This window comes from Enterobacteriaceae endosymbiont of Donacia thalassina, from assembly GCF_012568245.1.
Classification (GTDB): domain Bacteria; phylum Pseudomonadota; class Gammaproteobacteria; order Enterobacterales; family Enterobacteriaceae.
In genome coordinates, this window is record NZ_CP046188.1 from 52,611 (window position 1) to 72,759 (window position 20,149).

The 20,149-nt window shown below is 19.2% G+C and carries 19 protein-coding genes and 2 tRNA genes; 13 read left to right on the forward strand and 8 right to left on the reverse strand.

Going from position 1 to position 20,149, the window contains the following annotated elements; genetic code table 11:
* Positions 1–25: 25 nt before the first annotated feature.
* Positions 26–907: a glycine--tRNA ligase subunit alpha gene (glyQ, locus tag GJU02_RS00275; RefSeq protein ID WP_168919112.1), complete on the reverse strand. Its 882-nt coding sequence runs from the start codon at positions 905–907 to the stop codon at positions 26–28.
* Positions 908–1,097: 190 nt separating this feature from the next.
* On the opposite strand from glyQ, the gene GJU02_RS00280 reads away from it, so the two are divergent.
* From GJU02_RS00280 to rplY, 3 genes are read left to right on the forward strand one after another with little or no spacing between them, the layout of a single operon-like run.
* On the forward strand, positions 1,098–2,036 hold the full coding sequence (locus GJU02_RS00280) for a cation diffusion facilitator family transporter (RefSeq protein WP_168919113.1): 939 nt from the start codon (positions 1,098–1,100) through the stop codon (positions 2,034–2,036).
* 37 nt (positions 2,037–2,073) lie between these two features.
* Positions 2,074–3,036 (forward strand): 6-phosphofructokinase, encoded by a 963-nt coding sequence (gene pfkA, locus GJU02_RS00285; RefSeq protein WP_168919114.1) that lies wholly within the window; start codon positions 2,074–2,076, stop codon positions 3,034–3,036.
* A 24-nt stretch (positions 3,037–3,060) separates the two neighbouring features.
* Complete coding sequence (gene rplY, locus GJU02_RS00290) at positions 3,061–3,348, forward strand: 50S ribosomal protein L25 (protein WP_168919115.1); 288 nt, start codon at positions 3,061–3,063, stop codon at positions 3,346–3,348.
* 71 nt (positions 3,349–3,419) lie between these two features.
* Here the strand turns inward: rplY and dapB are convergent, their stop codons facing one another.
* The 3 genes from dapB to ileS are packed head-to-tail and all read right to left on the reverse strand — an operon-like array spanning position 3,420 to position 7,459.
* A complete protein-coding gene (gene dapB / locus GJU02_RS00295; RefSeq protein ID WP_168919116.1) occupies positions 3,420–4,196 on the reverse strand; it encodes a 4-hydroxy-tetrahydrodipicolinate reductase in 777 nt (258 codons plus the stop codon).
* Positions 4,197–4,218: 22 nt separating this feature from the next.
* Positions 4,219–4,701: a signal peptidase II gene (lspA, locus tag GJU02_RS00300; protein WP_168919117.1), complete on the reverse strand. Its 483-nt coding sequence runs from the start codon at positions 4,699–4,701 to the stop codon at positions 4,219–4,221.
* A complete protein-coding gene (gene ileS / locus GJU02_RS00305) occupies positions 4,676–7,459 on the reverse strand; it encodes an isoleucine--tRNA ligase (RefSeq protein WP_168919118.1) in 2,784 nt (927 codons plus the stop codon). Before ileS ends, lspA begins: the two co-directional genes overlap by 26 nt.
* A 161-nt stretch (positions 7,460–7,620) precedes the next feature.
* Between ileS and rpsT the strand changes: the two genes are divergently transcribed.
* From rpsT to gpmA, 3 genes are read left to right on the forward strand one after another with little or no spacing between them, the layout of a single operon-like run.
* On the forward strand, positions 7,621–7,887 hold the full coding sequence (gene rpsT / locus GJU02_RS00310) for a 30S ribosomal protein S20 (RefSeq protein ID WP_168919119.1): 267 nt from the start codon (positions 7,621–7,623) through the stop codon (positions 7,885–7,887).
* A gap of 24 nt (positions 7,888–7,911) precedes the next feature.
* Entirely contained in the window at positions 7,912–8,247 is a 336-nt protein-coding gene (erpA, locus tag GJU02_RS00315; RefSeq protein ID WP_168919120.1) for an iron-sulfur cluster insertion protein ErpA, read from the forward strand.
* Positions 8,248–8,283: 36 nt separating this feature from the next.
* The gene (gene gpmA / locus GJU02_RS00320; RefSeq protein ID WP_168919121.1) at positions 8,284–8,982 is read left to right on the forward strand and encodes a 2,3-diphosphoglycerate-dependent phosphoglycerate mutase; all 699 of its coding nucleotides are present in this window, start codon (positions 8,284–8,286) and stop codon (positions 8,980–8,982) included.
* Between the two features lie 16 nt (positions 8,983–8,998).
* Here the strand turns inward: gpmA and pta are convergent, their stop codons facing one another.
* The gene (gene pta / locus GJU02_RS00325) at positions 8,999–11,137 is read right to left on the reverse strand and encodes a phosphate acetyltransferase (RefSeq protein WP_168919122.1); all 2,139 of its coding nucleotides are present in this window, start codon (positions 11,135–11,137) and stop codon (positions 8,999–9,001) included.
* A 46-nt stretch (positions 11,138–11,183) separates the two neighbouring features.
* Positions 11,184–12,386 (reverse strand): acetate kinase, encoded by a 1,203-nt coding sequence (locus GJU02_RS00330; protein WP_168919123.1) that lies wholly within the window; start codon positions 12,384–12,386, stop codon positions 11,184–11,186.
* A 150-nt stretch (positions 12,387–12,536) separates the two neighbouring features.
* On the opposite strand from GJU02_RS00330, the gene GJU02_RS00335 reads away from it, so the two are divergent.
* Together GJU02_RS00335 and GJU02_RS00340 are read left to right on the forward strand one after the other, a co-directional pair.
* Positions 12,537–12,608 (forward strand) — tRNA-Cys (locus GJU02_RS00335).
* Between the two features lie 29 nt (positions 12,609–12,637).
* A tRNA-Leu gene (locus GJU02_RS00340) sits at positions 12,638–12,724 on the forward strand.
* A 500-nt stretch (positions 12,725–13,224) separates the two neighbouring features.
* Here GJU02_RS00340 and truA read toward each other — a convergent pair.
* Positions 13,225–14,052 (reverse strand): tRNA pseudouridine(38-40) synthase TruA, encoded by an 828-nt coding sequence (gene truA, locus GJU02_RS00345; RefSeq protein ID WP_168919124.1) that lies wholly within the window; start codon positions 14,050–14,052, stop codon positions 13,225–13,227.
* Positions 14,053–14,206: 154 nt separating this feature from the next.
* Here truA and GJU02_RS00350 point away from each other — a divergent pair, with 154 nt between their 5' ends.
* The 3 genes from GJU02_RS00350 to lipA all read left to right on the forward strand — a co-directional run bounded on the left by GJU02_RS00350 (position 14,207) and on the right by lipA (position 17,047).
* A complete protein-coding gene (locus GJU02_RS00350) occupies positions 14,207–15,421 on the forward strand; it encodes a serine hydrolase (RefSeq protein ID WP_168919125.1) in 1,215 nt (404 codons plus the stop codon).
* 52 nt (positions 15,422–15,473) lie between these two features.
* Positions 15,474–16,100, forward strand: coding sequence for a lipoyl(octanoyl) transferase LipB (gene lipB / locus GJU02_RS00355; RefSeq protein WP_168919126.1), 627 nt, complete (start codon positions 15,474–15,476; stop codon positions 16,098–16,100).
* A gap of 77 nt (positions 16,101–16,177) precedes the next feature.
* On the forward strand, positions 16,178–17,047 hold the full coding sequence (lipA, locus tag GJU02_RS00360; protein ID WP_168919127.1) for a lipoyl synthase: 870 nt from the start codon (positions 16,178–16,180) through the stop codon (positions 17,045–17,047).
* 185 nt (positions 17,048–17,232) lie between these two features.
* Here the strand turns inward: lipA and cspE are convergent, their stop codons facing one another.
* Entirely contained in the window at positions 17,233–17,442 is a 210-nt protein-coding gene (cspE, locus tag GJU02_RS00365; protein ID WP_168820769.1) for a transcription antiterminator/RNA stability regulator CspE, read from the reverse strand.
* A 214-nt stretch (positions 17,443–17,656) separates the two neighbouring features.
* On the opposite strand from cspE, the gene GJU02_RS00370 reads away from it, so the two are divergent.
* Both GJU02_RS00370 and GJU02_RS00375 read left to right on the forward strand, forming a co-directional pair.
* Entirely contained in the window at positions 17,657–18,439 is a 783-nt protein-coding gene (locus tag GJU02_RS00370) for an enoyl-ACP reductase FabI (protein WP_168919128.1), read from the forward strand.
* Between the two features lie 150 nt (positions 18,440–18,589).
* Positions 18,590–20,140: a Re/Si-specific NAD(P)(+) transhydrogenase subunit alpha gene (locus GJU02_RS00375; protein ID WP_168919129.1), complete on the forward strand. Its 1,551-nt coding sequence runs from the start codon at positions 18,590–18,592 to the stop codon at positions 20,138–20,140.
* Positions 20,141–20,149 lie beyond the last annotated feature (9 nt).

A 20,149-nucleotide genomic window follows, 5' to 3' on the forward strand; every position in this document is an offset into this window, starting at 1 on the left:
TTATATTACCTAATTAATAATTTTTTTATTTTACATAATTATAATATTTTATAGCAATTAATTTTGTCATATTACATAATTTTAAAACATATCTTTGTCTTTCAGTATGTGATAAAAATTTACGTGCTTCTAATAAATTGAAACAATGTGATGCTTTTAAAAGTTTTTCATATGCAGGAAAAATTAATGGAGTTTTTAAATCTAATAAATAATTAATTTCTTTTTCATAATTTTTAAAACAATATATAAGAAAATCAATATTTGTATATTGAAAATTATAAATAGATTGTTCTTTTTCATTTTTATAAAAAAAATCTTTATAAGTAATAATAGAATTATTTATATCTTTATTCCATATTAAATCAAATATGTTTGTAACATTTTGAATATTCATTGCTAATCTTTCTAAACCATAAGTAATTTCTCCTGTAATAGGGTTACATATTATTCCACCCATTTGTTGAAAATATGTAAATTGAGTTATTTCCATACCATTTAACCATATTTCCCAACCAATACCATATGCACCTAATGTAGGATTTTCCCAATTATCATCCATAAAACGAAGATCATTATTTTTTAAATCTAATTTTAATTTTTCTAAAGATTTTAAATATAAAGCCTGAATATTATGAGGAGGAGGTTTCATTATTACTTGAAATTGATAATATTGTTGTAATCTGTTAGGATTATTTCCATACCTTCCATCAGAAGGTCTTCTAGATAATTGTACATAAGCCAATTTAGTTGGTTGATTTCCTATAGCATACAAACACGTCATTGGATGTGAAGTTGCTGCACCAACTTCAGTATCAATTGGTTGTATAATACTACAACCTTGTTTTGACCAATAATTTTGTAAGATAAAAATCATTCCTTGAAATGTTTTTTCATTAAATTCTTTCATTTTTTTAAATTTATTTAAATTTATAATTTTAATATAATTATTATATATAATTTTAAATTAAAAAATATAAATAAAAATTTAACATATTTTTAATAGAATAAGAATTAGTGTTAAAATAATTTATTATTTTAGAATAATAAAATATTTTATATTAAATTATTAAAATTATTAATATGGATTAAATAAAAATATGAATAATATATTTAAACAAATTTCTTTTAAAGAAAAAAAAAATGAATATAATAAATTAATAACAAAAGCTACAAATTTAGCAATTTTATTATCTTTAACATTATTAATGTTAAAATTATTAGCTTGGTGGCAAACTAAATCTATAAGTATGTTAGCTGCTTGTGTAGATTCTTTAGTAGATATTACATCATCATCAATGAATTTATTAATTATATATTATTCTTTACAACCTGCTGATTTAGAACATACTTTTGGACATGGTAAAGCTGAATCATTATCTGCTTTAACACAAAGCATATTTATTTGCATTACAGCAATTTATTTATTTATAAATAGTTTAAAATATATATCTCATCCTACAAAATTACATTACCCAATAATAGGAATATTAGTTATAATAATTTCATTTTTCTTAACTTTAATATTAGTAATTTTCCAAAAAAAAGTAATAGCTAAAACAAATAGCCAAGCGACTCATGCTGATATGATACATTATGAATCTGATATTTTAATTAATAGTGCAATTTTATTAGCTTTGATATTAAATTTTTTTAATATAAAACAAGCAGATTCTTTTATAGCCTTAATTATTAGTATATTTATTTTTTACAATGCTTTTAAAGTAGGATATAAAGCAATACAATCTTTATTAGATAGATCTTTACCAGAACATGAAAAAAAAATTATAATAGATTTAATTACTTCTTGGCCTAAAGTAAAAGGAGCTCATCAGTTAAAAACAAGACAATCTGGTCCTACCCGTTTTATACAACTTCATTTAGTATTAGAAGATAATTTACCTTTATTAGAATCACATTCAATTGCAAAAAAAATAGAAAATGCTTTAAATAAAAAATTTCCTTATTCAGATATAATTATACATCAAGATCCATATTCTATTGTTTCTGATAAATATAAAGGTTTTTTCAAAAATTAATTTTATTAATAAAATATTATATATTGTGAGGTATTATATGATTCAAAAAATTGGTGTCCTTACAAGCGGGGGAGATTCTCCAGGAATGAATGCTGCTATTAGAGGTGTTGTTAGAACAGCAATAGGATATAATATGGAAGTTTTTGGAATATATAATGGTTATTTAGGATTATATAATAATCATGTTATAAAATTAAATAGATATAGTGTCTCTGATATTATTAATAAAGGAGGTACTTTTTTAGGATCTTCTCGTTTTACTCAATTTAAAAATAAACAAATACGTTCTATTGCTATAAATAATATGAAAAAACATGGTATTAATGCATTAGTTGTAATAGGAGGAGATGGTACATATATGGGAGCAAAATTATTAACTGAAATGGGATTTCCATGTATAGGAATTCCAGGAACAATTGATAATGATGTAGCAGGTACTGATTATAGTATAGGTTATTCTACTGCTTTAGAAACTATTGTACAAGCTATTGATAAATTAAGAGATACTTCTACTTCTCATCAAAGAATATCTATTGTAGAAATTATGGGTAGACATTGTGGAGATTTAACTTTAGCTGCAGCTATTGCAGGAGGATGTGAATTTATTGTGTTACCAGAAATTAATTATAATCAAGAAGATTTAGTAAAAGAAATAAAAATAGGTATAGAAAAAGGTAAAAAACATGCAATAGTATTGATTACAGAATTTATTTGTGATATTAATAAACTAGCAAAATTTATTCAAACTAAAATTAAACGTGAAACTAGAACTACAGTTTTAGGATATATACAAAGAGGAGGTTCTCCTGTTGCATATGATCGTATTCTAGGTTCTCGAATGGGGGCATTTTCAGTCGAATTATTATTTAAAGGATATGGAGGGAGATGTATAGGTATTCAAAATGATAAGATGGTTCATCATGATATTATTGATGCTATTTTAAATATGAAAAAAACTTTTAAACAAGATTTATTTGATACTGCTAAGAAATTATATTAATTAAATTATTAAAAGAGCTAAAATATGAATAATATAAAATTTTTAAAAAGAATACAAACAGGAAAAAGTTTTAGTAGACGTTTACGAATTAATAATCAATTTCCAGCCATAATTTATGGTAAAAAAAAAAAAACAATACCTATCATTATAAATAATGATGATATAATTAGTATTGATTTTAAAAAAAACTCTAAAAAAAAATTTCAATTAATAGATAAAAAGAAGAAAATTTACAAAGTAAAAATTATTGATATTCAATATCATCCATATAAAGATAATAAAATTTATCATATAGATTTTTTATTCGTATAAAATTTTTTATATAAAAAATATATATTTTTTTACATATCTAATTAAATTTTAGTCAATTAAATTTTTAATTACTATATTCCTAACACATCATTCATATTATATATGCCTGTTTTTTTGTTATTAATCCAAATAGCTGCTTCAATAGCTCCTTTTGCAAAAGGTATTCTGTTAGATGCTTTATGAATTAATTCTATTTGTTCACCAATAAAAGAAAATAAAATACTGTGCTCACCATATAAATCAGCAGCTCTAATAGAATGACATGTTACTTTTTTTATCATATTAAATTTTTTATACGTTTGAAGAATTATTTCTTTTAATGATAAAGCAGTTCCTGAAGGAAAATCTATCTTTTTTTTATGATGTTTTTCTATTATATCTATATCTACATTATTTATTTGTTTATTTTGACATAAAATTTTAATCATATTTTCTATTATTTTTAATAAAATATTTATACCTTGACTAAAATTAGAAGATAAAATAACAGCTATATTTTTTGATATTTTTTTAATAATTAATTTTTGTTGTGTAGTAAAACCTGTAGTTCCAATAACAATTTTTTTTTTATATTGATTACAAATATTAATATTTTCTAATGTTGTTTTAGGATTAGTAAAATCTATTAAAATATCAAATTGTTCAATAATATCAATTAAATTAGATTTAATATTTAAAATATTAGATTTATATAAAATTTTATCTTTCTTTTTTAAAGAAGACTTACTTTCTATAACTCCATTTAATAAAATATTATTTATTGTTTCTGTATTTAATACTTTTAGAATATTTTTACCCATACGACCATTAATACCTGTTATAGCTAAACGAATCTGATTTTTTTTCATAAAAAATAAACCTATTTTAATATTATTTAATATTTAAAAAAATATCTTTTATAAGAATAATTACTCCAAAACAAATTAAAATATCTGCAATATTAAAAACTGGAAAATGATAATTATATATATGTAAATCTATAAAATCTATTATAAAACCATATTGTATTCTATTAATTAAATTACTTAGTATTCCACTAAATAGACAATTATAGATTAACTGATTAAAATTATCTTTTATAAAAATTAATATTACTAATATAGTAATATTTATTTTTATTAAAAATAAAAAAATATTTTGATAATTTTGAAAAAAACCAAAAATTATTCCATAATTACGTAAGTAAATAAAATTTAAATAAGAACAAATATAATAAAATTTATATAGTTTTATATTTTTAATAATTAAATTTTTACAAAAAATATCTATTAATACTAATAATAAAATATAAATATTTAATATTTCTATTTTTTTTTTAAAAAAATTATTAAATAAATAAACGTTTTTCACCATTTCCTATTGTATTTAATTGACAACGATTACAAATTTTATTAACTATATATTTTGAATAATACCAACAACGTTCACATTTAAAATATTTTGATTTTTTAATTTTAAAATTTTGTATTAATTTATTTTTATATATTTTTTTTTCTTGATAAATAATAATATCAGATACTAATAATAAAAAACGTAGTTCTGTACCTAACATTATTAACTTTTTATAAATCTCTGTATTTACAAATACAATAATATTTGCTTCTAAAGAACTTCCTATAATTTTTTTATTTCTTGCATATTCAATAATTTTATTTATTTCATTTTTAAAAATTAAAATATCGTCCCAGTATTCATTATTCATTATATCATCTGATGATAAGTAAAAGAGTTTGGAATACCATTCTTCTGTAAAAACATATTTAGATCTTATTCCAGGAATATAATTCCAAATTTCATGAGCTGTAAAAGATAATATTGGAGAAATCCATCTTACTAAAGATTCAAGAATCATATATAAAGATGTTTGACAACTTAATCTTTCTTTACTAAATTTTTTAAATGTATACTGTCTATCTTTAATAATATCAAAATAAATAGAACCTAAATCTATAGAACAAAATTGCATTATTTCTTGAACTACATTTTGTATATTATATTTATTATAATATGTTATAATTTTTTCTTGTGTAATTTTAGTTTTATGAATAATCCATTTATCTAATACTAACATATTTTTTTGTTTTATTATATTTTTTTCAGGTATAAAATTATTTAAATTAGATAATAAAAATCTAACTGTATTACGAATACGTCTATAAATTTCCGTAATTCTTTTTAATATATTTTGAGATATATTTACTTCATTTGTATAATCTGTTGATGCTACCCATAATCTTAAAATATCACTACCTAAAGTATTTACTATATTTTGAGGTTTAATAATATTACCTAAGGATTTAGACATTTTTTTACCTTTATTATCAACTGTAAAACCATGACTTATTACAGTTTTATATGGTGCATCATTATCTATAGCCGTGGAAATCATTAAAGAAGAAATAAACCATCCTCTATATTGATCTGTTCCTTCTAAATATACATCAATTTTTTTTTTTTTAAATTCTTTAATTTGTTGAATAATTGAATTATAAGTTGACCCAGAATCAAACCAAACATCTAATATATCTGTAACTTTTTCATATAAATTAGCATCTTGACCTAAAAATTTTTTAATATCTAAATCCCACCATACTTGTATACCTTTTTTTTCAATCATACAAGCTATTTCTTTTATAAATTTTAAAGAATCAGTATGTATTTTTTGTGTTTTTTTATTAATAAATAAAGGAATTGGAATTCCCCATATTCTTTGTCTTGAAATACACCAATCAGGTCTTTTCTCTAACATAAGATTCATTCTTTTATAACCCCAATTAGGTATCCATTGTACTTTTTTTATTAATTTTTTTGCTGATTCTCTAAGATTTTTTCTATCCATACTAATAAACCATTGTGAGGTAGATATATATATAATAGGTATCTTATGACGCCAACAATATGGATAATTATGAATATAATTTTCTAATAAAAATAATACATTTTTTTTTATTAAAATTTTTATAATTATTTTGTCAGAAAAAAAAATATTAACTTTATCTAATTTAGGATGTACATTTTTTTTAAAATACCCTTTTCTATCTATAATATTTTCTAAACATTTTATGTTATATTTATTACATATATTATAATCATCTAATCCATGATTAGGTGCCATATGTACAATTCCTGTTCCTGATTTTTCGGAAACATAATCATCTATAATTACAGATGAAATATTATCATTAATTGGATTTTTTACTAATATATTTACAAAATATTTTCCTTTTATTTCTAATAGAATTTTCCATTTTATAATTTTTTTTTTCTTCATAATTATATGAACTAAATTTTTAGCTAATATAATTATATTTTGATTAATTTCAATTAATTGATAATATATTTGAGGATTTAAAACAACAACTTTATTTGCCGGTATAGTCCACGGAGTGGTAGTCCATATTAAAAATGAAATATTATAATTTTTTATTTCTATATTCAAATTTTTTTTAAAAAAATCAATATTAATTATGTTAAACATAACATAACATGTTAAAGTTTTTTTTTTTATATAATCAACTTCGGCTTCTGCTAATGAAGAAAGACATTTTGTACACCAATGTACTGGTTTTTTACCTTTATATAAATATTTTTTTTCAATTATTTTTCCTAAAATACGTACAATATTTGCTTCTGTTTTAAAATTCATTGTTAAATAAGAATTTATCCAATCAGCAAATATTCCTAATCTCATAAAATCATTTTTTTGTTTTTTAATTTGTTTTAAAACATATTTTCTACATTCAATTCTAAATTGTTTTTTAGAAATTTTTTTATTTTTTTTTTTTAAAATTTCTTCTACTTTTTGTTCTATAGGTAATCCGTGACAATCCCATCCAGGAATAAATGAAGTATAATAACCATCAATATTTTTAAATTTTATAATAATATCTTTTAAAATCTTATTAAAAGCATGTCCAATATGGATATTACCATTAGCATATGGTGGACCATCATGTAAAATAAATTTTTTTTTATTTTTTTTAATATTTAATATTTTTTGATATAAATTATCTTTTTCCCATTGTTTTAATATAATTAATTCATTTTTTGTTAAATGTGCTTTCATTGGAAATTTTGTTTTTGGTAAATTTAAATTAAATTTATTTTTCATACTAATTATCTTTAATTTGTTATTAATTTGACAAGAATCAATAAATATAAATTTTATTTTATTTTATTTATGTATAGATATTATATATAATAATATTTTATGTAAATATATAATTTCTATAAAAAATTAAAATTATCATTGTAATTAAAAGGAATATTTATATGGCAAATATAAAATCATCTAAAAAAAGAGCTTTAAAATCAGAAAAACAAAGACAACATAATATTAATTATCGTTCAATGTTACGTACTTTTATTAAAAAAGTTAATAATGCTATTTCTAATAAAAATATTGAATTATCAAAAAATAATTTTAAGATTATGCAATCTATCATAGATAGACAAGTACAAAAAAAATTAATACATAAAAATAAAGCATCTCGTTATAAATCTAGGTTATTTAATAAAATTAAAAAATTAAAAATATAATAAATAATAATTTTAGAATAAAAAATGAACATTAATTTAATAAATAAGCCAATTTCTTTAACTAAAAGAGCAGCAAATAAAATAAAAAAATTACATTATAAAAATGTTAATTTTAGAATATTTATTTTAGGTGGGGGATGTAGTGGTTTTAAATATGATTTTATGTTAGATAAAAAAATAAAAAAAAATGATATTTTGATAAATTTACTAGATATAAATATTGTAATAGATAAAATAAGTATGCAATATTTATTAGGTAGTGTTATTGATTATATTGAAAATATTGAAGAATCTAAATTTATTATTAAAAATCCATATATGAAAAATACATGTAATTGTGGTGTTTCTTTTGATATTTAATATTTTAAAAAATTTATTTATATAAGGAAAAATTTTATGTCTAATATAAAATTAGTATTATTACGTCATGGACAAAGTGAATGGAACAAAAAAAATTTATTTACTGGATGGAATGATATAGAATTATCTCCAGAAGGAAAAATTGAAGCAATACAAGCAGGAAAAATATTAAAAAAAAATAATTTTAAATTTGATTATGCATATACTTCTGTTTTAAAAAGAGCTATACATACTTTATGGTTAACTTTAAAAGAATTAAATCAACTTTGGATTCCTGTTAAAAAAACATGGAGATTAAACGAAAGACATTATGGAAGATTACAAGGAATGAACAAAGATCAAATTACAAATAAATTTGGTATAAAAAAAGTACAGAAATGGCGTCGTAGTTTTACTGCTGAACCTCCTTCATTATCAATAGATGATATTAGATGGCCTAGATTTGATCTAAAATATTCCAAATTAGAAGATTATCAATTACCTTTATCAGAAAGTTTATCTAAGACTTTAGATAGAGTTATATATATATGGAAAAAAAGTATATCTTCTAAAATTAGGAATGGAGAACGTATTCTTATTGTTGCACATGGTAATTCATTAAGAGCTTTAATCAAGTATATTGAAAATATTAATGATAATGATATTATTAACTTAAATCTTGCTACAGGAATACCTATCATCTATGAATTAGATCATGATTTAAATTACAAAAAAAAATATTATTTAAATAATTAATATAAAAATATTAATTTTATTTTTTTATAGATTCAGCTTGAATAACTGTAACTGCTATTGTGTATATTATATCTTCAACTGAAGAACCTCTTGATAAATCATTGATTGGTTGTTTTATACCTTGTAATATCGGACCTATAGAAATTATATTTGATGTTCTTTGAACTGCTTTATAAGTAGTATTACCTGTATTAAGGTCTGGAAAAATAATAATATTTGCTTGTCCAGCAACTAAAGAGTCTGGTGCTTTATATTTACCAATATTTTTTACAACAGCAGCATCATATTGTAATGGTCCATCTATTATTAGATTTGGTAATTTATTTTGTACTAATTTAGTTGCTTTATATACTTTTTCAACTTCAAATCCTTTACTAGAATTACCAGTTGAATAAGAAATCATTGCAATTTTAGGAATTATATTAAATAATTTACTAGTTTTTGCTGATTGTATTGCTATTTCAGCTAATTGTTTATAATTAGGATTAGGATTAATTGCACAATCACTATATATTAGGATATTTTTAGGTAATAACATAATAAATATTGATGAAATTATAGAATATTCTGGTAAAGTTTTAATAATTTGTAATGCAGGTCTTATAGTATTTGCTGTTGTTGTATTAGCTCCAGAAACTATTCCATCAACTTCATTATTTTTTAACATCATAGTAGCTAAAAAAATATTATCTTGTAATAATTTTATAGCATTATTTTTATTTAAAAATTTATCTTTTCTTATATATATTAATTGTTCTATATAGTTATCTCGAATTAAATTAGGATTAATAATATCAATATTATTTAAATCTATATTATTTATTTTAGCTATGTTTATAATTTCTTTTTTTTCTCCTAATAATATACATTTAGCTATATTTTTTTGAGTACATATTGATGCAGCTTTAAGAGTACGTAATTCATTACCTTCTGGTAATAAAATTGTTTTTTTTGATTTACGAGCTTTATTTATTAAATTATATTTAAATATAAATGGTGAAATATAAAATTTATAATTTACATATTTTTGACTAAATATTTTAGAAGGAATATATAAATTAATATATTTAATAATATTTGATATTAAATTAGAATCATCAGTTGGAAAATTATTTTTATGAAAATTTTCTAATTTTAAATAAATATTATAAAAATTATTTTTTGTAAATAAAAAATATATATTATTATTTTTAATAATTTGAGTAATTTTTTCTATAATTTGATAATAATTTTTTTCTATTATATCTGTAAATAGTATAGCTTTAAAAAAAATATTTTTAGATAACATATTATATATTTTTTTAATTTTTGAATTATCTTTTATAGAAATAATAATTAAAGATTTATTAAAAAAATCTTTATTTATAAATATTTGTTTATCATAAAATATAATATATTTAATGTTATTATATTTTATATTATTAGAAAAATCAATTTTTAAATATTTACATATAGTTTTTAAATTAATTCCAAATACAAAATTTTTTAACCATGAAATATATATCATTTTTTTTTTATCTAAAAAAGATAAATTATTATTTATAATATTTTTTTTTTTCTTTAAAAAAAAATTTTGAAATATATTTATATTATAAAAAAAAGGATTATTATTATTTTTATTATTATAAACAGTTTTAACAAAGGAAAATATATGTTTTGTTTTTAAATTATATATTTTTTTTTTAAAAAAAGTATTAATTATAAATTTTGTTTTTTCTAAAGTTTCATTTTTAGAAAATTTAGATGCAACAAAAATAATTTTTGTATCAAATATATTTGCTATATCACAATTAAATTTAAATAATATTGGTTCAATATAGCAAGGTATAATGCCTTCTATAAAAAGAATATCTGTATTATTAATATTTTTATGATATTTTTCTATTATTTTTTCAATAATATTATTATATTCAATAGTATTATTTAGTAAATTAATATCATTAATTTTTAATGGGTTAATAGATTCAATATTTAAATTGTATTTATTTAATACATGATTAGTATAATTAAAATTATAATTTTCTATTTGTGAAATAGGTTTTAAAAATTTACATTTTAATTTTTTATTACTAAAATGATGTAATAATCCTATATTTATACTAGTTAAAAAATGAAAATCAATATTTACTGGAATTGACATAATTACTTTTAACATTATTTTATTATTACCTTTTAAATTAATTAATTTTTTATATTATTTATTATCTATTTATAATATTAAATGTATCTTGTGCTATCATTAATTCTTCATTTGTAGGAATTACTAATATTGGAATACTATTAATTGTATTTATTAATCCAGTTTTACCAAATTTTATTTCATTATTTAATTTATTATCAATAAAAATATTTAAAACTTCTAATTTTTTTATTGTTTTTTTTCTAATTAATACACTATTTTCTCCAATACCACCTGTAAAAATAATTGCATCCATTTTTTTTCCAATTAAAATTCTATAAGATGCTATATATTTAGATAAAGAATGTATAAATATGTTAGTAGCTCTTTTTATTTTATTATCTTTTGAATAATTATTTTCAATATATCTAAAATCACTAGTTATGTTAGTTAAACCTAATATACCTGATTTTTCGGTTAAAATTTTGTAAATTTTATCTATCTGAATATTTAATTCATTAAACATATAAAAAATAATGGCAGGATCAATATTTCCACATCTTGTACCCATTACTAAACCTTCTAAAGGAGTTAATCCCATTGAAGTATCAATACTTTTACCATTTTTTATTGCAGTAATGGAAGAACCATTTCCTAAATGACATGAAATACAATTTAAAATATTTAATGGAATATTCAATATTTTTGAAGCAATTTGAGTAACATATTTATGACTAGTACCATGTGCTCCATATCGACGTATTTTATATTTCTCGTAAAATTTTATTGGTAAAGCATATAAATATGATTCTTCAGGCATTGTTTGGTGAAAAGCAGTATCAAATACAGCAACTTGTTTATTTTTTAAATGAGGTAATATTTTTGTTATTTCTTTAATACCTATTAATTGAATAGGATTATGTAAAGGAGCAAATATAGATGCTTTTTGTATTGCTTCTATAACTTTTTTTGTAATTATTACAGAATTTACAAAATTTTCTCCTCCATGTACAATACGATGACCTACAGCTATTATATTATTATATAATAAATATTTTTTTAAAATATTATTTGTTATATAATTTAATATTATTTTATGATTAATTTTTATGTAAAAATTTTTTTTTTTTTGTGTATTATTAATATTCCATTTAATATAAGAATTTTTATTATTAAAATTTTCTGCTAAACCAAATAATAAAATTTTTTTTTTTTGAACATTTATTACTGAAAATTTTAAAGAAGAACTACCACAATTAATAACAAATATTAATTTATTTAACATATATATTTCCAAAATAAATAGTAATTAATAAATAATTACTATTATATATAAAAAAATAATAAAATTATATATAAGATAAATGATAAAATTTAATAATATTAAAAAATATAATATATACATAATTAATAATTTAATATATTATATACAAATGGCGCATTGGCAGAATGGTTTATGCAGAGGATTGCAAATCCTTTTATTTCGGTTCAATTCCGAGATGCGCCTTTTTTTTAAAAATAATTTATTTTATATTTGCCCAGATGGTGGAATTGGTAGACACAAGGGACTTAAAATCCCTCAGCATGTATATTGCTATGCGGGTTCAACTCCCGCTCTGGGTATTACTTTTAAAATACCCTAAAGGTATTGATCTTTTTGTAAAATATTATTGAAGTAAATAAAAAATAATGATTTTTTCTTCATTAAAAAATAATTATATAAATTTTGATTAATATGATTTAATGAAAAATAATAAAAAAATGATTAAAAATTCTTTTAATAATACAAAAAATAATCTTAATATATTATTAATATTTTATATATAATACAAAACTAATAATTTTTATATTTAAATATTTTTTAACAAAATTTTCTGATATTAAAGTAAACATAAAATATATAAATAATAAAAAAAAATTTTTTAAATAAAAATTAATTAATTTTTATTTTTTATAAAAAATCAATAATTACAATATTTTTTGAATATATAAAACGATATAAACCAACAAATATTATTAAAATTTCTTTTATAAATTCTCTAAAAAAATTAAATTTTATAGAAAAAAATAAAATAAACTACATAATTTCTTTATAAAAAAATCTTTTTTACTATTTAATTTTATTAATTTAATTTTTTTAAAAAAAAATATAAATTATTTTTTATATTTGGAATACCAAAATATTTTGGATATTTAATTTCTGCTAAAAATAAACCATTGGGTTTTACTGTTACTGAAGCTTTAGTTCTATCTTTAATTTTTATTAATTCTAGTAACCAATCTTCTTTTTTATTACCAATACCTATTTCTAATAAACTTCCTACAATATTTCTAACCATATGATATAAAAAAGCATTTGCTGTAATATCTATTACAATATAATTTCCATATTTTTTAATATCACAATTTAAAATTTTTCTAAAAGAAGAACCAATTAATTTTTTACTAGATTGAAAAGATGAAAAATCATGTTCTCCTAATAAATATTTCATAGCATTTTTTATTTTTTTTATATTTAAATTATAATTAAATACAGTAACAAAATTATTAAATATAGCAGACCTATATTTATTATTATAAATAATATAAAAATATCTACGTGATAAAGCACTAAATCTAGCATGAAATTCTTTTTTTACAGATACTATCCAATTTATAACTATATCTTTAGGAAGAAGGCTATTTATACCTAAAATCCATGATTTTTTTTTTCTAAAGCTATCTGTTTCAAAATGAATAACTTGTCCTAAACTATGTACACCTATATCAGTTCTACCTGCACAAAAAATTATTACATTATGATTAGCTATTTGAGAAATAACGCTTTCCAAACATGCTTGTATAGTTTTTTTATAATATTTTTTCTGTTTTTGCCATCCATGATAATTAGTACCATTATATTCAACTCCTAAAGCAAATTTATATTTTTTTTTAGTTTTAAAATTTATCATTTTATATTTATATACCTTTATATATTTTATAATATTTTTTTACTAAAAATTAGTTACATTTTTTTAAAAATTATATAAAATAATATTTTTGATAAAAAAATTTAAATAATTTTTAATAAAATTAAGTATATACTTATCTGTGAGTATAAATATAATGAAAATATATAAAAAAAATAATAAATTTTTAAATAAAATTTTAAAAATAATTACTACTATATTTGTAGTATATTCTACTATTGTATATGCAAATGAAAATATCTTTAATATTATATCTCAACCTACTATTGATGTTAAATCATATATTTTAATAGATTATAATACAGGTATTATTTTAACTGAAAAAAATTCAAATGAAACTCAAAAACCTGCTAGTTTAGCAAAAATTATGACTAGTTATGTTATAGGAAAAGCATTATCAAAAGGAAAGATACATCGAAATGATATAGTTATAGTAAGTAAAAATGCTTGGTCTACTGGTAATATTGAATTTAATGGTTCATCATTGATGTTTTTAAAAATAGGTGATCATATTTCTGTACAAAATTTAATAAAAGGAATTATATTACAATCAGGTAATGATGCATGTGTTGCTATGGCAGAATATATATCTGGTACTCAAAAAAATTTTGTAAATTTAATGAATTTTTATGCAAAAAAAATAGGATTAAAAAATACTTGTTTTAAAAATGTACATGGTCTAGATGAAAATGGACAATATACATCTGCAAAAGACATCGCAATTATGGGTAAATCTTTAATTCGTGATTTTCCTTATGAATATTCCATTTATAAAGAAAAAAAATTTACTTTTAATAATATTTCTCAAAAAAATCGTAATTTATTATTATGGGATAAAACATTAAATGTAGACGGGATTAAAACAGGTCATACTGAAAATGCTGGTTATAATATAATAGCTTCTGCAATAAAAAATAATATGAGATTAATTGTTGTAATATTAGGAGATAAAACAGAACAAGATCGTAAAAAAAATAGTAAAAAATTGTTAAATTGGGGATTTGAAACATTTCGTACAATTAATCCAATAAAAAAATATCAAAAAATAGCTTCTATACCAGTTTTATATGGTAAACATAGTCATATAAGAATTGGCATTAAAAATAATGTTTTTTTAACAATTATTAAAAATCAAGAAAAAAGAATAAAAATTTTATATCATATTAAAAATAATAAAATTTTTGCCCCTATTTATAGAAACCAAGTATTAGGTAATTTAACTTTTATAATCAATAATCATATAATTGGTCGTTATCCATTGGTTGCATTAGAAAATATACCAAAAGGTAATATTTTTATTTGTTTATTAGATTACATAAGATTATTATTAAGTAAATGGATTCATCAATAAAAATATATATAATATATACAATAAATATAACTACTTTATTTATATAATAATAATGTATAAAACAAATTTTATTATCAGAAATTTAGGTATAGAAACATGGAATATAACTTATAGAAAAATGTATAATTTTAATTATACAAGATCTAATAATACATTAGATGAAATATGGTTAGTTGAACATTATCCTGTTTTTACTCAAGGAAAATTATCTAAAATTAACGATATTCTACTGTATAATCATAAAATACCAATATTTAATACAGATAGAGGAGGAAAAATTACTTATCATGCTCCAGGACAGCAAATTCTATATATTTTAATTAATTTAAAAAAAAGAAAAATTAAAATTAAATCATTAATTTCTATTCTAGAAAAAACAATTATTAATATATTATTATATTTTAAGATAAAACCTGATGTTTCTTCAAAACATCCTCCTGGTGTATATATTAATAATAAAAAAATTGCATCCATAGGAATAAAAATTTCAAAAGGATTTACATCACATGGCATATCATTTAATATTAATATGGATTTATTACCTTTTAATTATATTAATCCTTGTGGTTTTCATAAATTAAAAATGATTCAATTAAAAAATTTTATTCCATATATAAAAATAATTAAAATTAGAAAATTATTAATAAAAGAATTTTTATTATTAGTAAATAATATTTAAGATGAAATTATTTTTTTTAAAAATTTTATTTTATAATATTATATATATAATTTTTTAAAATACATAATTAATATAATATGAAACAAAAAAATTTAAAAAAACCTAATTGGATTAAAATTAAATTTTCCATAAAAAATATTAATAAAATAAAAAAAATTAAATCTATTTTAAAAGATCATGGATTATACTCAGTTTGTGAGGAAGCATCTTGTCCTAATTTAATAGAATGTTTTGGTAAAGGACAATTAACTTTTATGATTTTAGGAAATATATGTACAAGAAATTGTCCTTATTGTGATGTAATGCATGGTAGACCAAAAATAAAATACGATAAGAATGAAGCTTCTAATTTAGCTAATATAATTTTTAAAATGAAATTAAAATATGTTGTTATTACTTCTGTTAACCGTGATGATTTACATGATGGGGGTGCAAATCAATTTATTAATTGTATAAAAAAAATACGTAAAAAAAATTCTAATATTAAAATAGAAATTTTAGTACCTGATTTTAAAAATTGTATGAAAACTGCTTTAAATATATTTAGTTATGCTTTACCTGATGTTTTTAATCATAATATAGAAACCGTAGAACGTTTATATTATAAAATACGTCCTTCTGGTAAATATCAAAAATCTTTAATGTTATTAAAAAAATTTAAAAATTTATTTCCTAAAATTTTAACCAAATCAGGATTGATGGTTGGTTTAGGAGAAACAAAAGAAGAATTATTTAAAACTCTAAAAGATTTAAAAAATAATAAAGTTGATATTTTAACTATAGGACAATATTTACAACCTAGTAAAAATCATATACCTGTTTATAAATATATTAGTTTAAATGAATTTTCTAAAATTCAAAAAAAAGCAGAAAAAATTGGTTTTAAAAAAGTAATATGTGGTCCTTTTATACGCTCTTCATATAATGCTGAAAAATTTTCTTTTTAATAATATTATATAAAACATAAAGATGCCTCTGATAAAATTTAAAAATTTTATTTTTAATTATTTATAATTAATTTAATAAAATAAAAAAATTTTTATTTTTAAAATAAATATTTTAAATAATTTTAATAAAAAATAAACTTTTCAGAGGCAATTTTATTAAACCTTTTCTTGCTAACTAAAGAAATTTAAAGAGCAACAACATTAGCAGCAGAAGGTCCTTTGGCTCCGTTAGTAATTTCAAATTCTACTCTTTGGCCTTCAGTTAATGTTTTAAAACCACTACTTTGAATTGCAGAAAAATGTACAAAAACATCTTTACTACCATCTTCAGGAGTAATAAAACCGAAACCTTTAGATTCATTAAACCACTTAACGTTACCTTTAATCTTGGACATCAATTATTACCTTTACATAAAAATAGACACTAAATTTGTGTCATTTAAAAGTACATCAATTAATAATACATTTGTCTAGCGAAACAAATCAAAAAAGTGAGAAATATCGAATTTTTAAATATTTTTTTTAAAAAATTATTTAATTTATTTCATATTTTGATTAGTTTTATTACATTTATTGATAAAATATAAATTATTTAAGGAAAATAAATTTATGTATTTATTAGAAGGAAAAAAAATATTAATTACTGGTATTTTAAATAAATTATCTATTTCATATGGTATTGCTCGTATTATGTATAAACATAAAGCAAATTTAATTTTTACATATCAGAGAAAAAAAAACAAAAAAAAAATTGAAAAATTAGTAAAAAAAATGACAAAAAATCCAATTATAAAATGTGATGTATCCAAAGATACAGATATTAAATATTTATTTTTAAAAATATCAAAAATATGGAATAAATTTGATGGTTTTGTACATTCTATTGCATTTGCTCCTGATAATATTTTAAAAGAAGATTTTATTCAAAATACATCTCGTTTAGCATTTCAAATTTCACATGATATTAGTTCTTATAGTTTATTAGGTATGGTTAAAGAATGTATAAATATATTACATAATAAAGCTTCAATTATAGTCTTAACTTATTTAGGTGCAAGAAATGTTATACAAAATTATAATATTATGGGATTAGCAAAAGCTTCACTAGAAGCAAATATTCGATATATAGCATGTAATATTGGTAATAAAAATATTAGAATTAATGGTATTTCTCCAGCACCAATAAAAACTATTGCATCTTCAAAAATAAAAAATATTAATCATTTAATTAAATTATATAAAAAAAATAGTCCCTTATCAGAAAAAATTACTACAAACCATATAGGTAATGTAGCTACTTTTTTAGCCTCAAATTTATCTTTAGGTATTACAGGAGAAATAATAAATTTAGATTCTGGATTTAATATAAAAATTATTAATAATATCTATTAATTAAAATAATTAATAATTTATTTTTATATATAATATAATAAATATTTGAAAAATAAATTAATAAATGATAATTTTGAATTTCAAATAAATTTTTTTATTTTATATATTATTTATAATATAAACATATTTTCTTATAATTAAGGAATTAATATGATAATTGGAATACCAAAAGAAAAATATTTTAAAGAAAAAAGAATAGCAATGACTCCTTCAAATATTAAAAAATTAATAAAATTAGGTTTTGAAGTATATGTTGAAGAAAAAGCAGGACTACTTTCTTATTTTCAAGATCAAGATTTTATAAATGCAGGGGCAAAAATAGTAGAAAATAAAAAAGTTTGGGAATCAAATATTATAATAAAAATTCATCCTCTTGATACAGAAGAAACTAATTTAATAAAAAATAATAGTATATTAATTAGTTTTATTTGGCCTTATAAAAATAATTTATTATTAAAAATTTTAGCAGAAAAAAATATAACTACTATTGCAATGGATACAGTTCCAAGAATTTCTCGAGCACAATCTTTAGATGCTTTAAGTTCAATGAATAATTTATCTGGATATAGAAGTATTATAGAATCTATAAATTTATTACAAAAAACTCCAAATGGACAAATAACAGCTGCAGGTAAGATATTACCAGCTAAAATAATGGTTATTGGCGCAGGAGTAGCTGGATTATCAGCTATTGGAACAGCTAAAAGTTTAGGAGCAAAAGTAATTGCTTTTGATAAAAGAAAAGAAGTAAAAGAACAAATTCATAGTATGGGAGCAGAATTTTTAGAATTAAAAGATCAACAAAAAGATAATGATTATGAATATAAAACACTTTCATCAAAAAAAAAGGTAGAATTAGAAAAAAAATTTTTTAATAATATTGTAAAAACAACAGATATTATTATTACAACAGCAGTAATTTTAAATAAAAAAGCACCTATTTTAATTACTAAAGAAATGATTAAATTAATGAAACCAGGTAGTATTATTTTTGATCTTGCAATTGAAAATGGTGGTAATTGTGAGTTAACAAAAATAAATAAAATAATTACTACAGAAAATAATATAAAAATATTAGGTCTTACTAATTTACCTAGTAAATTAGCTCCCCAAGCTTCTCAATTATATAGTACAAATATTATTAATTTAATTAATTTATTATCTAACAAAAATAATTCAGGTAAAATTTTTATTAATTTAAAGGATGAAATTATTAGAAATATGACTATTATTCATGATAGTCAAATTATTTGGCCAGCACCACAAAGTAATTTAATAAAAAAAAAAAAAGATATAGAACAAAATATTAATTTTAATAAAACAAAAGACATGTCAAATATAAAAAAAAAAACTTGTTTTTTTACAAGTAATTATTTTTTATATACTATAGGATTATTTTGTATTTATTACATAACAGAATTTATTCCTCGTGAAATAATACCTCATTTTATAATTTTTTTATTATCTTGTATAATAGGATATTATGTAGTATGGAATGTCGATCATAAATTACATACACCATTAATGTCTGTAACAAATGCAATTTCTGGTATTATTATTATTGGTTCTATATTACAAGTAAATAGTAATTATTTTATTATAATTTTATTATCATTTTTAGGAACTTTATTATCTAGTATTAATATTTTTGGCGGATTAACCATTACTCAACGTATGTTACAAATGTTCCGTAAAAATTAAGGAGAATTT

What these genes read in the sequence shown, in the direction of transcription:
- glyQ (WP_168919112.1), bottom strand. Translation starts at nt 907, where the DNA reads ATGAAAGAATTTAATGAAAAAACATTTCAAGGAATGATTTTTATCTTA.
- GJU02_RS00280 (WP_168919113.1), top strand. Translation starts at nt 1,098, where the DNA reads ATGAATAATATATTTAAACAAATTTCTTTTAAAGAAAAAAAAAATGAA.
- pfkA (WP_168919114.1), top strand. Translation starts at nt 2,074, where the DNA reads ATGATTCAAAAAATTGGTGTCCTTACAAGCGGGGGAGATTCTCCAGGA.
- rplY (WP_168919115.1), top strand. Translation starts at nt 3,061, where the DNA reads ATGAATAATATAAAATTTTTAAAAAGAATACAAACAGGAAAAAGTTTT.
- dapB (WP_168919116.1), bottom strand. Translation starts at nt 4,196, where the DNA reads ATGAAAAAAAATCAGATTCGTTTAGCTATAACAGGTATTAATGGTCGT.
- lspA (WP_168919117.1), bottom strand. Translation starts at nt 4,701, where the DNA reads ATGGTGAAAAACGTTTATTTATTTAATAATTTTTTTAAAAAAAAAATA.
- ileS (WP_168919118.1), bottom strand. Translation starts at nt 7,459, where the DNA reads ATGAAAAATAAATTTAATTTAAATTTACCAAAAACAAAATTTCCAATG.
- rpsT (WP_168919119.1), top strand. Translation starts at nt 7,621, where the DNA reads ATGGCAAATATAAAATCATCTAAAAAAAGAGCTTTAAAATCAGAAAAA.
- erpA (WP_168919120.1), top strand. Translation starts at nt 7,912, where the DNA reads ATGAACATTAATTTAATAAATAAGCCAATTTCTTTAACTAAAAGAGCA.
- gpmA (WP_168919121.1), top strand. Translation starts at nt 8,284, where the DNA reads ATGTCTAATATAAAATTAGTATTATTACGTCATGGACAAAGTGAATGG.
- pta (WP_168919122.1), bottom strand. Translation starts at nt 11,137, where the DNA reads ATGTTAAAAGTAATTATGTCAATTCCAGTAAATATTGATTTTCATTTT.
- GJU02_RS00330 (WP_168919123.1), bottom strand. Translation starts at nt 12,386, where the DNA reads ATGTTAAATAAATTAATATTTGTTATTAATTGTGGTAGTTCTTCTTTA.
- truA (WP_168919124.1), bottom strand. Translation starts at nt 14,052, where the DNA reads ATGATAAATTTTAAAACTAAAAAAAAATATAAATTTGCTTTAGGAGTT.
- GJU02_RS00350 (WP_168919125.1), top strand. Translation starts at nt 14,207, where the DNA reads ATGAAAATATATAAAAAAAATAATAAATTTTTAAATAAAATTTTAAAA.
- lipB (WP_168919126.1), top strand. Translation starts at nt 15,474, where the DNA reads ATGTATAAAACAAATTTTATTATCAGAAATTTAGGTATAGAAACATGG.
- lipA (WP_168919127.1), top strand. Translation starts at nt 16,178, where the DNA reads ATGAAACAAAAAAATTTAAAAAAACCTAATTGGATTAAAATTAAATTT.
- cspE (WP_168820769.1), bottom strand. Translation starts at nt 17,442, where the DNA reads ATGTCCAAGATTAAAGGTAACGTTAAGTGGTTTAATGAATCTAAAGGT.
- GJU02_RS00370 (WP_168919128.1), top strand. Translation starts at nt 17,657, where the DNA reads ATGTATTTATTAGAAGGAAAAAAAATATTAATTACTGGTATTTTAAAT.
- GJU02_RS00375 (WP_168919129.1), top strand. Translation starts at nt 18,590, where the DNA reads ATGATAATTGGAATACCAAAAGAAAAATATTTTAAAGAAAAAAGAATA.